The organism is Methylobacterium sp. CM6241, assembly GCF_054817845.1.
On the sequence record NZ_CM139246.1, the window covers coordinates 2,397,800 to 2,410,522 of the forward strand.

Genomic DNA, 12,723 nt, shown 5'->3' on the forward strand with positions numbered 1-12,723 from the left:
GTCCCCGGTTCAGCCTTCGGGCTTGGAGGGCAGGAAGCGCACGATCCTGCTGCCGAGGCGGATCAGCTTGGCGAGGGTCGCGTGCGGAACGCCGAGCATCTGGCTGTGCCAGCGATCCATGGTCTCGGTGAATTCGAGCATCGCCTTGAGGCGGCGAGAGGCGACGGCGCCGATGGTCGGATCGCCCTCGGCCTGCGCCACGCAGGTGCGCAGGGCCGCGATCGCCGGATCGATCTCGCGCTCCTTGCGGCCGGCGGCGATGCGCGTGACCATCTCCCACAGGTCGGTCTCGGCGACGAAGTGATCGCGGCGCTCGCCCAGCACGGCGACGCGCCGGATCAGGTTCCAGCCCGACAGCTCCTTGAGCGACGTCGAGACGTTGGAGCGCGCGATGCCGAGGGTCGCCGCGATCTCCTCCGCTGCCAGGGGCCTGTCCGACAGGTAGAGCAGGGCGTGAATCTGGGCGACGGAACGGTTGACGCCCCATTGCCCGCCGAGATCGCCCCAGTGGAGGATGAAGCGCTCCACCGCCACGGGGAGTTTTTCGGAGATGTCTGTAATTTCTGTCATGGCAGAAATTACAGACACAAAAGAACCTAAGTCAAGCGACCACCGCTTCGGGCGATGACGGGCGGTGTGTCAGTCCGCGCTGAAACGATAGGTCGTCGTCGCGGTGAAGACCTCGCCGGGGCGGAGCGTCGTGGAGGGAAACTCCGCCCGGTTCGGCGCGTCGGGAAACCCCTGCGCCTCGAAACAGACCGCGTCGCCGGATCGGTACAGCCGCCCGCCGGACCCGATCACCGTGCCGTCGAGCATGTTGGCGGTGTAGAGTTGCAGGCCCGGCTGGGTGGTGGCGACGTCGAGCCGTCTCCCGCTCGCAGGATCGACGGCGGACGCCACATGCCGGAGGGAGCCGGGTTCGCGCAGCACGAAGGTGTGGTCGTAGCCGTGGGCCAGAGCGAGTTGCGAATCCCCGTCGCGGATGCGTGAGCCCAGGGTTTCGGGCTCGCGGAAATCGAAGGCGGTGCCCGCCACGGGTCTGATCTCGCCCGTGGGGATCTGGTCGGCATCGGTGGGGAGGTAATGGTCCGCCGCGATGGCGACCCGATGTTGCATCACGTCGCCGGAGCCCTCGCCGGAGAGGTTGAAATAGCTGTGGTTGGTGAGGTTAAGGATGGTCGGCCGGTCGGTCCAGGCCGTGTAGTCGATCCGCAGGGTCTGGTCGTCGCTGAGGGAGTAAGCGACTTCCACATCGAGATTGCCGGGGAAACCCTCTTCGCCGTCGATTGAGCGATAGCCGAGAACCACGGTCGTCTCGTCCGCCCGGATCACCCGCCAGACGCGACGGTCGAACCCATTCGTCCCGCCATGCATGGTGTTGCCACCGACATTGCGCGGCAATTGGTATTCGTGTCCGTCGAGGCTGAAGCGTCCCTTGGCGATGCGGTTGGCGTAGCGTCCGATGATGGCGCCGAAATGCGCGTCGCTGGCCTCGTAGCCCGCGACGTCATGCGCACCGAGAACGACATTGGTCCAGGCTCCCTCGCGGTCGGGCGTATCGATCCGGCTGACCACGCCGCCATAATCGAGGATGTCGACACGCAGGCGAGACCGGGCGAGCCTGTATCGAGTGACGGGGCTCCCATCCTTCGTTCGTCCGAAGGGCTGTCCTGCCATGCCGGCATCCGTTTCACGCTCGAGGATTCGTGACGCTTCAACGCGCGGAATGCGGATCAGGGGGCGGCGGGCTCTTCCGCATCTCCGGACAATTGCATGCGATGCAGACGGGCATAGCCACCCTGCGAGGCCATCAGGGCGTCATGCGTCCCCGTCTCGATGATGCGGCCGGCCTCCATCACCACGATCATGTCGGCATCGCGCACGGTGGAGAGGCGGTGCGCGATGACGAGGGTGGTCCGCCCCTGCATCAGGCGCAGCAGCGCGCCCTGGACCAGCCGCTCGGATTCGGAATCGAGGGCACTCGTCGCCTCATCCAGAAGCAGGATCGGCGCGTCCTTGAGGAAGGCGCGGGCCAGGGAGATGCGCTGGCGTTCGCCACCGGACAGGCGCCCGCCGGAGGGCCCGACGCGGAACTCGTAACCCTCCGTCAGCCGGGTGATGAATCCATGCGCTGCGGCGGCCTCCGCAGCCGCCTCGATCTCGGCGCGGGTCGCACCGGGGCGGCCGAACCCGATATTGGCCGCGATGGTATCGTCGAACAGCACCACGTCCTGGGAGACCACTGCCACGGCCGCGCGCAGGGATGGAATCGTCACGTCGCGCAGATCCGCGCCGTCGATGAGAACGTGGCCCCCCGTCACGTCGTACAGTCGGGGCACGAGGTTCAGCAGAGACGACTTGCCGGAGCCGGAACGCCCGACCAGGGCGACGGTGGCGCCTGCGGGAACGGTGAGGTCGATGCCCTCCAGCGCCGGCGCATCCTCGCGATATCGGAAGCGGACCTCCTCGAAGCGGATCTCGCCGCCGGTGATGACCAGCGGCACGGCATCGGGCTTTTCACGAATGCGCGGTGCTTCGTCCATCAGGGCGAAGTAGCGATGGAGCGCCGCGCCGGCTTCCTGAAGGATGGCGTTGAGGGTGCCCAAAGCGCGGGCGGGCTGCGCGGCCAGGAGCAGGGCCGCCACGTAGCCGGTGAAATCGCCCACCGTGCGGTCACCGGACATGACGCGCTGGCCCACCAGGACCAGCACCGCCGCCACGGCGAAGCCCCCGCCGATCTCCATCAACGGGTCGAGGCGTCCCCGGGCATTGGCCGCCTTCATCTTCAAGCGGCGGACGGTATCGAACGCGCCCGAGGCACGGCCCTTCAGGTAGGATTCCAGCGCGTAGGTCTTGGCGACGCGCGCGCCCTGCAGGCTCTCGGTGATGAGGCTGGCGGTGAGGCCCATCTGCTCCTGCGTGGTGGTGGAGACCCGCCTCAGCTTCTTGCCGATGCGGCCGATGGGGCCGGCGACGAAGGGCACGACCACGCCGGCCACGAGGGTGAGCACCGGGTCCATCCAGAGCAACGCGACCACGAGGGCGATCAGCATCGCGAGATCGCGCAGCAACACGGTGGAGATGCGGGTCAGCGCCTCCTTGATGAAGGCGAAATCCGTGGTGAAGCGCTGGGTGAACGCCGCCGGGCTCTCGCGGCCGAGCTGGGCGAGGTCGGAATCGATGAGGTGGCCGTAGAGCGCCGCCTGCATGTCGGCTTCGACCCGCGTGACGACCCGATTGGTCAGCACCGTCTGCCCGAACAGGGCGAAGCCCCGGATCGAGGTGATGGCGATGACGATGAGCGGTCCGTAGGTGAGGGCCGACGGGTCCTTGTGGTCGAACGCATCGAACGCCCCCTTGATCAGGGCGGGATACAAACCCGTCGCCGCTCCGATGATGGCGATGAGCACCAGCACCACGGCGAGGGTGCCCCGATGCGGCCGCAGCCATTCGCGCCAGACCCGGCCGAGGAGGGGGAGGGTCTCACCCCTCAGAAGCGGCCGACGGGCCATGCTCATCCATTGTCTGTCGCGCGGGGGGCTCCCGGCTCTCGGTCGGGGGTTTGCCGGTCAGAGACCGGAAGATCAAGCGAGGCCATCGAGCTTGGCAATGTGATAGTGTTACATTACACCGCGCGACGGTTCATCTGGTCTGCCCGGTTCCGGGAGCCGATGCGAAGGACGACGGCCATGCGATCGAGACGTCACGCCATGAAGACGGGCCTTTCGGCGTGGGTCGGTATCGCCCTCGCTCTCACGGCCTTCGGCGGGAATGCGGATGCCGCCGAGCCGCTGAAGGCGGTGGCGACCTTCTCGATCCTCGGGGACCTGGTGAAGCAGGTGGGCGGCGACCGCGTCGAGGTCTCGACCCTCGTCGGCCCCGATGCCGACGCACATGGCTACAACCCGGCCCCCGGAGACGCGCGCAAACTCACCGCCGCCAAGCTGGTCGTGGTCAACGGCCTCGGCCTGGAAGGCTGGCTCGACAGACTGATCAAGGCCTCCGGGACGAAGGCGCCCGTTATCGTCGCGACCAAGGGCGTGAAGCCCATCGAGGGTGACGACGACCATGGCGGAGGGCATGCGGGACACGCCCATAACGACGATCCCCATGCCTGGCAGAGCATCGCCAATGTGCGGATCTACATCGGCAACATCAGCGACGGGCTCTCGACCATCGATCCCGAACACGCCGCCGACTACGCAGCCAACGCGAAGGCCTATCTGACGACCCTGGCGGGTTTGGAGACCGACATCCGCGCGGCCATCGCGGCGATTCCCCCCGAACATCGCAAGATCATCACCACGCACGATGCGTTCGGCTATTTCACCGCCGCCTACGGCCTCGACTTCATCGCCCCGCAGGGCGTCTCCACCGACAGCGAGGCGAGCCCGAAGGATGTGGCCCGCATCATCCGGCAGATCCGGCGCGACAAGATCCCGGCCGTCTTCCTCGAGAACGTGGCCGATCCCCGCCTGATGCAGCAGATTTCGCGGGAGAGCGGAGCCATTGTGGGCGGCAAGGTCTATTCCGACGCCCTGTCCGGTCCCGATGGCCCGGCGGCCACCTACGTGGCCATGATGCGCAGCAACATCGCCGCCTTCAGCGCGGCTCTCGGCAAGAAGTGAATGCCCCGCGGGGTTTTGGGCCGGAGCCACTCACCCCGCCGTCTCGCCGATGACTTTCTGCAGACAGATCGTCCGGGTGTCCCGGTAGCCGAGATGTTCGTAGAAGTGGCGGATCGCTTCGTTCTCTTCGCGCACGAGGAGCTGGACCTTCCAGACGCCACGCGCGGACAGCCACCGCTCGGCTGCTTCCATGATCGCCCTACCCAGGCCGAGGTCGCGATACCGCGGGTCGACGGCGACGTAATAGAGCCATCCCCGGTGACCGTCCTCACCCACCATGGCGGTGGCGGCGACGGCCCCCTCGCGCTCGACGACCAGGATGGTCGAGTGCGTATCGCGGCGGGCGAAGGCGATGTCCTTGCCCGCATCGTTCCACGGCCGAGAGATTCCGGCCGCGAGCCATAGGGCCGCGACGCCATCGAAATCGGCGTCCTGGAATTCACGGATCACGGGCGTCATCGCGTGAGGGTCTCCTCGCAGACGATTTCAGGCGGCTCAGCCGCCCGTCATCGGCGGGAAGAACGCGATCTCGGTGGCCCCGGCGATGGGCGCATCCGGCTTGGCATGGACGCGGTCGATGGCCGCCCGCACGATGCCGGCATTCTCGAACGCGTAGGCATATTCCTCGCCCCTGCCACTCAACCAGGCCACGAGGTCGGCGACCGTCTCGGTCCCGGCGGGCGGGGTCACGACCTCTTCGGCCTTGCCGATGCGTTCTCGCACCCAGGCGAAATAGACGAGCTTCATGGTCTGCCCTTCCGGCTGCGGCATCGGCGGGTCAGCGCGGATCGTCCATCACGTGCCGGATGCCGGCTCTCATATAATCGTAGCCCGTGTAGAGCGTCAGGGCCGCGGCGATCCAGAGCAGGGCCTCTCCGGCGATGACGGTATGGGGGAGGATCGTCTCCCCCGCCTTTCCGGCCACGAGGAAGCCGATCGCCACGAGTTGAAGGGTGGTCTTCCATTTGGCGACGCGGCTGACCGGTACGCTGACCTTCAACTCCGCCAGATATTCGCGCAGGCCCGAGACGAGGATCTCGCGGCACAGGATGACGATGGCCGCCCACAGGCTCCAGTCATGGATCGTCTTGTCTGCCACCAGCATCAGCAGACAGGCGGCGACGAGGAGCTTGTCGGCGATCGGATCGAGCATGCGCCCGAGGGCCGAGCTCTGATCGTAGGTCCGTGCGACGTAGCCGTCGAGATAATCGGTGATGGCGGCCGCGATGAAGACGCCGAGAGCCGCGAACCGCGCCGCATGCTCGTCAGGCCAGTACAGCAGCGCCACGACGACGGGGACGGCGACGAGCCGCCCGTAGGTCAGGCAATTCGCCAGCGTCCAGGCCGGTGACCGGCGTCGGAGAGGAAGGACAGTCATCGACGCGGTGAAACCATGGGCGGGGGGAGGGGTCAACCACGATGATGCAAACGGACAAGCTGCTTCGATAGCGCCTAGGCCGTCGCGCTGGGCCCATCGCAACCGAATGTGCCGAGCCGGATTTTGTGCTACCAATGCGCTGAGGGAATAGAGTGCTCACGCATGTCGTCCGCAGACACGATCAGCATCACCATGACGCCCGATCTCCATCAGGCGGTACGTGAAAGCATCGAGGCAGGTGAGTATTCATCGACCAACGAGGTCATGCGTGATGCGCTGCGACTGTGGCAGCGGCAACGGCTCGAAGAAGCGGAGCGCTTGACCGAGATACGGGCTCGTGTTCGCCGGTCACTTGGTGACGCCCGGCAGGATCTGACGGCGATGGAAGCGGACGTTCACCTCGCACGCCTGTTCGCCGGCGAGGGCGCCAAGACCTCGGGTGCGTAGACTCCGGGTCTTCTTCCGGCCGGATGCGTTGGTCGACCTTGGCGACATTTTTCGCTTCGTTCGCGAAGCGAGTGGAAGCGCCTCGGTCGCCGCGTCGTTCGTACGACGCATCAAGTTCCGATGTGATCGGATCGGAGATGCGCCTCGTGCCGGTCGACCACGCGACGACCTCGTATCCGGCCTTCGCACGGTACCATTCGAGCGTTCCGCCGTGATCGCTTATCTGGTCGAGGACGACAGGGTCCGGATCACCAACATCTTCTATGGCGGGAAGGATTACGAGGCTCTGTATCGCCGGTCAGACGATGACCCCGGCACCGAACCCACCTGACGCAGGCGTTTTTGAGCCTCAGCCTCCGGCATGGAAGAAATCATACACCGCACGTGCCGTGGCTGCGTTGACGCCGGGCGTGGTCGCCAGATCCTCCAGGGAGGCCCGCTGGATCGCCTTCACCGTCCCGAAATGGTGAAGCAGGGCGCGCTTGCGGGTCGGGCCGATGCCGGCGATCTCGTCGAGGGGGTTCTTGATCATCTCGCGCTTGCGCTTGGCCCTATGCGTGCCGATGGCGAAGCGATGGGCCTCGTCCCGCAGGCGCTGGACGAAGTAAAGGGTCGGATCGCGCGGCGGCAGCTTGAACGGGGCCTTTCCGGGCACGAAGAAGGTCTCGCGTCCGGCATCGCGATCGCGACCCTTGGCGATGCCCACGAGGGCGACATCGGTGACGCCGAGTTCCTCCAGCGCCGTGCGGGCGGCTTCGAGCTGGCCCTTGCCGCCGTCGATGAGGACGAGATCCGGCCAGGCCGGCATGGTCTCGCCGTCCGATTCGGGAACCGGCTCGGCCGCACCGCCTTCGCTCGCTGAGCTCGCCGCCTCGTTGGCGGTACGGGGGTTTTCCTTCACGAGACGCTTGAAGCGGCGCTGGAGCACCTCCTTCATCATCCCGAAATCGTCGCCCGGCGTCAGCTCCTCCGACTTGATGTTGAAGGTGCGGTAATGCGTCTTCGCAAAACCCGACGGGCCGGCGACGATCATGCCCCCGACCGCGTTCGTGCCCATGATGTGCGAGTTGTCGTAAACCTCGATGCGGCGTGGTGGGGCGGGCAATCCGAACGATTGCCCGAGCGCCACCAGTAGTTTGCCCTGCGAGGCGGTGTCCGCGAGCCTGCGGGCCAGGGCCTCCTTGGCGTTGCGCTGGGCATATTCCACCAGGGCCTTGCGCTCGCCGCGCTGGGGCTGGTGAACCTCAACCCTGTTCTCCGCGCGGCTCGACAGGGCGGCCGCCATCAGCTCCGCATCCTCGATCGCATGGGAGACGAGGACGATCCGGGGAGCCGGCTTGTCGTCGTAGAACTGGCTGATGAAGGAGGCGAGCACCTCGTCCGGCGTCATGCTGCGATCGGCCTTCGGGAAATAGGCGCGGTTGCCCCAGTTCTGGAAGTTCCGGAAGAAGAACACCTCGATGCAGAACTGGCCGGCCTGTTCGTCGAGGGCGAACACATCCGCCTCCTCGATGCCCTGGGTGTTGACGCCCTGGGTCCCCTGGATCGCCGAGAGCGCGCTGATCCTGTCCCGGAAGCGGGCGGCACGCTCGAACTCGAGCTTCTCGGAGGCGTCCTGCATCTCCTCGCGCATACGGTCCTTCACCGCGTTGGACTTGCCCGCGAGGAAGCTCTTCGCATTCTCTGCGAGCGCCTGATATTCCGGCAGGCCGATTTCCCCGGTGCAGGGGCCCGAGCAGCGCTTGATCTGATAGAGCAGGCAGGGCCGCGTACGGTTCTCGTAATAGCTGTCGGTGCAGGTGCGCAGCAGGAAGGCGCGCTGGAGCGCGTTGACCGTGCGGTTCACAGCCCAGACGGTGGCGAACGGGCCGTAATAGCTGCCCTTGCGCCGCCGTGCGCCGCGGTGCTTGACGATCTGCGGCGCCTCGGAATCGGCCGTGACCAGGATGTAGGGAAACGATTTGTCGTCCCGCATCAGCACGTTGAAGCGGGGCTTCAACTGCTTGATGAGGTTGGCCTCGAGCAGCAGCGCCTCGGTCTCGGTGGCCGTGGTGACGAATTCCATCGCCGCCGTCTGCGAGATCATCCGGGCGATGCGATTGGAATGGGCCTGACCCCTCGCATAGGAGCCGACTCGGGCCTTCAGGTTCTTTGCCTTGCCGACGTAGAGGACATCACCCTTCTCGTCGAACATGCGGTAGACGCCCGGTCCCGACGGCAGCGTCGTCCAGAACCGGCGGATGATCTCCGTGCCGGCTTTGACAGCGCCTTCCTCGAAATCGAAATCGATTTCCGGTCCGTCGTCGATACGTTCCGGGGTCTCGTCCGCGTCCTCACGCTCGTCGAACGAATCCGGCGGCAGGTCTCGTTGGGAAGACAGGTCTTTCGCGGGCTGGCGGCTCATGCCCGAGACTTAAGCGCGGGGGATTCGAGAGGGAAGGGGCTCCCGGTCTCGCCGACCCGCGAAGGTCGGCGCATGCGCGTCTTAATCGAACAGCGCGTCGATATCGCCCTGGTCCACATGGCCCGGATCGCTGTCGAGCTTGGGTCCGTTGAGGAGCGAGCTCTCGTCGTCGATGCTGGGGCCCTGCGGCACGACGCCGAGGATCTCGCTGAACGAATTGAGGCCGCCCCAGGCCTCGATCATACGGTCGAGATGTTCCTCGATGAACTTGAGCACACCTACGATCTTGTTGATGCGCTGGCCGGTCAGGTCCTGGAAGTTGCAGGCCTCGTAGGCGACGATCACCCGCTCGAGGATCATATCGATGTTTTCGCCGCCGGCGGCCTGCCGCATGGCCCGCAGCGCACTGGCATTCGTCTCGATCTCTTCCAGGGCGCCGAGGATCGTGCTCGTCGCCAGCTCGGTGGATTCCACCACCGCGTCGAGTTCTCCCGCGACCCGCTTCATTCCCTTCCCGGTATTCTCCGAGTGGTAGAGCGTCGCGATCTCCTTCTTCGTCCGGGTGATCGCATCTTTCATCACGTCGAGTTCGGAGCGCATCGCGAAGGCCTCGTTGAGCTCCTTCCGGCAGGCTTCGATGGTCTCGACCGTGCTCGTCTGCGTGACACGGCGAAGCTCCTGGATCGCCGAGAGGATCTCATCGAGCTTCACGTCGTCGGAGCCGGAACGCTCCTTGGCGTGCGCGACCTCCACGACGGGTCGCACGCTTGCCAAACCGAGGCTGTCTTCGATGCGGTAGCGCTTCATGTTCATCGGGGATGATCAGCCGGCAGGAGTAACTGGGTCAGCGACAGGGCAGCATGGACCGGGGGCCGTCATCCTGGTGAACGACGCGAATCCCGATACGAGAAGCCTTCGAGCCACCATGCGACAAAGTCGTTGCCATTTCTTCAACACAGAGAACGGCCGATGCACTTTTACAAACAATTCATGCTGTTCTTTGAAGCTAGCAGTAGAGCAGCGGTGACCTGAACGATTCACCACGTTTTTTCACCCGATTCTCGTCCCGTCCGGCCAGCTTAAGCGCGAGGTTCGTGTTGGTCCGGAGTATCGCGCGTGTTGAAGCGTCTCGAATTGTGCGTCGCTATGGCCTGCCTGTCCGCCACGGTGGCGGGAGGTGCCGCACAGGCCCAGGTTCCCTCCGGCCAATACGGCGGGGGCTTCATCGAATTCCTGGTGACGGGTCATGGAACGCCGCCGCGCGCCCGGCGTCCCGGCCTCGCGGATGACGGCGTGCTTCCACGACATCCGGCGGCCCAGGGTTACGGTGGCGAGCCGATGCCGCGCGTGCTCCATTCGGGCGATCGAATCCCCGATCCCGATCTCTACCAGGCCCCCGTTCGCACGCGGCTCGCTGCCTTGCCGTCACAAGCTCTGCCGGCTCAGGCCGATCCCGAAAGGCAAATCGCGGGAATCGAGCGCGCGCCCGACCCCCGCTTTGCCCGACAGGTCGTCTCGTTCGATGGCCGGCAGAAGCCCGGCTCCATCGTCATCGATACCCAGACGAAGTTTCTCTATCTTGTCCAGCCAGGCGGTCAGGCCATCCGATACGGTATCGGTGTCGGTCGGCCGGGTTTTGCCTGGTCGGGAATGAAGACAATCAGCCAGAAGCGCGAATGGCCGGATTGGACGCCCCCGGCGGAGATGCTTCAGCGTCGCCCCGACCTGCCGCGCCACATGGCCGGCGGCCCGGCCAACCCTCTGGGTGCGCGGGCGCTCTATCTCGGCTCGTCCCTCTATCGCATCCACGGCACCAACGAGCCGCACACGATCGGGCAATCCGTCTCGTCGGGCTGCATCCGGATGATGAACGAGGATGTCATCGACCTGTATGAACGGACCCCCGTGGGAACACGGGTCGAAGTCCTCTAACGGCCTCCGGGCCGCTCATGAGAAAGGCCCGGCGCGTCTCCACGCACCGGGCCTTTCTTGTCAGGGAGCCATCACGCGCGGTGATGGCTGTGACTGTCGCTCACACCCAGTCGTCGTCACCGCCGCCACCCAGGTCGCCGCCGAAATCCCCGCCCGGATCGCTGTCGAACGACGCGTCCTGGAAGTCGTTGCCGCCGCCGAGGGCCGAACCGAGATCTTCGTTACCGGCCGCCGCGCCCGCAGAGGGAAGTCCCGCCGCCGCCGCGCTGCCGAGAGCCGAATGACCGCCCGCAAAGGCGTTGGACAAGGCGCTGCCGAGCAGCATGCCGCCAGCCGCGCCGGCCGCCATCGGAAGGGCCGTCGCCATGAAGCCGCCGCCACGAGCGGGTGCCGCCTGCTGGCCGGCCCATGGGCCACCCTGCTGCGGTCCGCCATAACCCGGCTGCTGGCCGTAACCGGGCTGCTGCCCATAGCCCGGCTGCTGACCATATCCCTGCTGAGGTCCGCCCTGGCCGCCCCACGGTTGACCGGACGGGCGCTGGGGCTCCGGCTGGCGAGACCCGCCGCCGAAGATGCTCGACAGGAAGCCGCCGCCGCCGCCCTGCGGCTGCTGTGCCGCCTGACGCGCCTGCTCGAGCTGCTCGTTCAAGCTCTTGATCGCCTCTTCCTGGACATAGATCAGCTGCGCCATCGCATAGGGCGCGTAGGGCTGAGCGCGGAGCTTGTCCGCGATGAAGCGCTCGGCATCGGCGTCGCGGGGCTGGCTCGCGGCCTGCTCCAGACGCTGGAAAATGCCGCCGATGACCTCGCGTTCTTCGCTATTCATGGGGTCGTCCTCCTGAGAGAAGCCTGCGGGCCATGCCGCCCCGGCGCCTCCGAGATGGGGTGGCGCCACTGGCTTTGTCAGGGGGTCAACGCGAACTTCGCCGTTGCGGATGCACGGGAGCTCCGGTTCGGAGCATGAAATTTCGGAAAGGTGACGGAGCCGGAGGCTACGCATCTTCGTCACGCAACAAAAAGAGCCCGGCCTTTCGGCCGGGCTCCTTCTGAGAGACCTCGTGCTCCGCCATGAGGCGGAGCGTCGGTTCTGTAAGGACTAGTACGAGCCGAACTTGTAGTTCAGGCCGGCGCGGACCACGGCGAACTCGGCTTCGCGAGCCGAAGGGCTGAGCGAAAGCACGTTCGTGGTGGGGTTGTAGACGGAGCGGTTGCCGCGGCCGTCCTGCTCGAGGTTCACGTACAGGCCTTCGACCTTCAGCGTCACAGCGGACGACTTGAAGAAGTTGAAGAAGGAGTCCGTGGGGAGAGCGTACTCGATACCACCACCAGCGGTGTAGCCGGTGCGGAAATCGTCGGAGCCGGTGCCGCCGTCGCCGTAAGCAAAGCCGCCGGTGCCGTACACGAGGGTGCGGTCGAAGGCGTAACCGATGCGGCCGCGGACGGTGCCGAAGAAGTTCATCTCGTTGCCGGGGAGGCGAACGGCGGTGGTGCCGTTGAGGCCGCCGACGACCGGGCTGAACGTGCCGTTCACGGTGCGGGTCTTGTTGCCGAAATCGGTGTACTGGGCGTCAGCTTCGATACCGACGACCACGCCCGAACCCGGGGTGAACTGGTAGTTGTAGCCGACCTGACCACCGCCGACGAAGCCTTCGAGGTCGTTGCTGCTGTTCGCGTTGAAGACCCGGTTGACCGGGCCGCCGTTCAGCACGGAGCCGGCCGGCAGGTTGTAACGGTCGCTGTTGCTGCCAGCGTCGAAGCCGTAACCGGCGTTGATACCGAAGTAGGCGCCCGTCCAGGTGAAGACCGGCACGGGAACGAAGACCGGCGGAGCGGCGCGGCGCGGCAGATCGGCAGCGAAAGCGGAGCCGGCGATGACGATGCCGGCAAGGGCGGTGGTGCCGCGAAGGAAGGATTTCATGGACTGGTCCTCTACT

At 66.0% G+C, this 12,723-nt stretch carries 14 protein-coding genes; 4 read left to right on the top strand and 10 right to left on the bottom strand.

Going from position 1 to position 12,723, the window contains the following annotated elements; all coding sequences use genetic code 11:
- Nucleotides 1-9: 9 nt before the first annotated feature.
- From ACYQR9_RS11065 to ACYQR9_RS11075, 3 genes are all read right to left on the bottom strand, one after another.
- On the bottom strand, nucleotides 10-570 hold the full coding sequence (locus ACYQR9_RS11065) for a GbsR/MarR family transcriptional regulator (RefSeq protein ID WP_461229592.1): 561 nt from the start codon (nucleotides 568-570) through the stop codon (nucleotides 10-12).
- Between the two features lie 69 nt (nucleotides 571-639).
- The gene (locus ACYQR9_RS11070) at nucleotides 640-1,677 is read right to left on the bottom strand and encodes an aldose epimerase family protein (RefSeq protein ID WP_461229593.1); all 1,038 of its coding nucleotides are present in this window, start codon (nucleotides 1,675-1,677) and stop codon (nucleotides 640-642) included.
- Between the two features lie 56 nt (nucleotides 1,678-1,733).
- Nucleotides 1,734-3,512, bottom strand: coding sequence for an ABC transporter ATP-binding protein (locus ACYQR9_RS11075; protein WP_461229781.1), 1,779 nt, complete (start codon nucleotides 3,510-3,512; stop codon nucleotides 1,734-1,736).
- Nucleotides 3,513-3,710: 198 nt separating this feature from the next.
- On the opposite strand from ACYQR9_RS11075, the gene ACYQR9_RS11080 reads away from it, so the two are divergent.
- The gene (locus ACYQR9_RS11080; protein ID WP_461229595.1) at nucleotides 3,711-4,628 is read left to right on the top strand and encodes a metal ABC transporter substrate-binding protein; all 918 of its coding nucleotides are present in this window, start codon (nucleotides 3,711-3,713) and stop codon (nucleotides 4,626-4,628) included.
- Nucleotides 4,629-4,658: 30 nt separating this feature from the next.
- On the opposite strand, the gene ACYQR9_RS11085 is transcribed toward ACYQR9_RS11080, so the two are convergent.
- The 3 genes from ACYQR9_RS11085 to pgsA are packed head-to-tail and all read right to left on the bottom strand — an operon-like array spanning nucleotide 4,659 to nucleotide 6,006.
- Nucleotides 4,659-5,087 carry a GNAT family acetyltransferase gene (locus ACYQR9_RS11085; RefSeq protein ID WP_207412432.1) on the bottom strand — a complete coding sequence of 143 codons (429 nt, stop codon included), beginning with the start codon at nucleotides 5,085-5,087 and terminating at the stop codon, nucleotides 4,659-4,661.
- Nucleotides 5,088-5,123: 36 nt separating this feature from the next.
- The gene (moaD, locus tag ACYQR9_RS11090) at nucleotides 5,124-5,375 is read right to left on the bottom strand and encodes a molybdopterin converting factor subunit 1 (protein WP_056430470.1); all 252 of its coding nucleotides are present in this window, start codon (nucleotides 5,373-5,375) and stop codon (nucleotides 5,124-5,126) included.
- Nucleotides 5,376-5,406: 31 nt separating this feature from the next.
- Complete coding sequence (pgsA, locus tag ACYQR9_RS11095; protein ID WP_419951554.1) at nucleotides 5,407-6,006, bottom strand: CDP-diacylglycerol--glycerol-3-phosphate 3-phosphatidyltransferase; 600 nt, start codon at nucleotides 6,004-6,006, stop codon at nucleotides 5,407-5,409.
- Between the two features lie 162 nt (nucleotides 6,007-6,168).
- Here pgsA and ACYQR9_RS11100 point away from each other — a divergent pair, with 162 nt between their 5' ends.
- Together ACYQR9_RS11100 and ACYQR9_RS11105 are read left to right on the top strand one after the other, a co-directional pair.
- On the top strand, nucleotides 6,169-6,453 hold the full coding sequence (locus tag ACYQR9_RS11100) for a ribbon-helix-helix domain-containing protein (protein WP_461229596.1): 285 nt from the start codon (nucleotides 6,169-6,171) through the stop codon (nucleotides 6,451-6,453).
- Nucleotides 6,446-6,784, top strand: coding sequence for a type II toxin-antitoxin system RelE/ParE family toxin (locus tag ACYQR9_RS11105; protein WP_461229597.1), 339 nt, complete (start codon nucleotides 6,446-6,448; stop codon nucleotides 6,782-6,784). The genes ACYQR9_RS11100 and ACYQR9_RS11105 overlap by 8 nt, the downstream gene beginning before the upstream one ends.
- A gap of 18 nt (nucleotides 6,785-6,802) precedes the next feature.
- Here the strand turns inward: ACYQR9_RS11105 and uvrC are convergent, their stop codons facing one another.
- Together uvrC and ACYQR9_RS11115 are read right to left on the bottom strand one after the other, a co-directional pair.
- Nucleotides 6,803-8,857 (bottom strand): excinuclease ABC subunit UvrC, encoded by a 2,055-nt coding sequence (gene uvrC / locus ACYQR9_RS11110; RefSeq protein ID WP_461229598.1) that lies wholly within the window; start codon nucleotides 8,855-8,857, stop codon nucleotides 6,803-6,805.
- Nucleotides 8,858-8,938: 81 nt separating this feature from the next.
- A complete protein-coding gene (locus ACYQR9_RS11115; protein ID WP_056429805.1) occupies nucleotides 8,939-9,670 on the bottom strand; it encodes a chemotaxis protein in 732 nt (243 codons plus the stop codon).
- A gap of 333 nt (nucleotides 9,671-10,003) precedes the next feature.
- On the opposite strand from ACYQR9_RS11115, the gene ACYQR9_RS11120 reads away from it, so the two are divergent.
- Complete coding sequence (locus ACYQR9_RS11120; RefSeq protein WP_461229782.1) at nucleotides 10,004-10,789, top strand: L,D-transpeptidase; 786 nt, start codon at nucleotides 10,004-10,006, stop codon at nucleotides 10,787-10,789.
- A 100-nt stretch (nucleotides 10,790-10,889) separates the two neighbouring features.
- Here the strand turns inward: ACYQR9_RS11120 and ACYQR9_RS11125 are convergent, their stop codons facing one another.
- Both ACYQR9_RS11125 and ACYQR9_RS11130 read right to left on the bottom strand, forming a co-directional pair.
- Nucleotides 10,890-11,615 carry a DUF2076 domain-containing protein gene (locus ACYQR9_RS11125; RefSeq protein ID WP_056429810.1) on the bottom strand — a complete coding sequence of 242 codons (726 nt, stop codon included), beginning with the start codon at nucleotides 11,613-11,615 and terminating at the stop codon, nucleotides 10,890-10,892.
- Between the two features lie 270 nt (nucleotides 11,616-11,885).
- Nucleotides 11,886-12,707: an outer membrane protein gene (locus tag ACYQR9_RS11130; protein WP_056429813.1), complete on the bottom strand. Its 822-nt coding sequence runs from the start codon at nucleotides 12,705-12,707 to the stop codon at nucleotides 11,886-11,888.
- Between the last annotated feature and the right edge of the window lie 16 nt (nucleotides 12,708-12,723).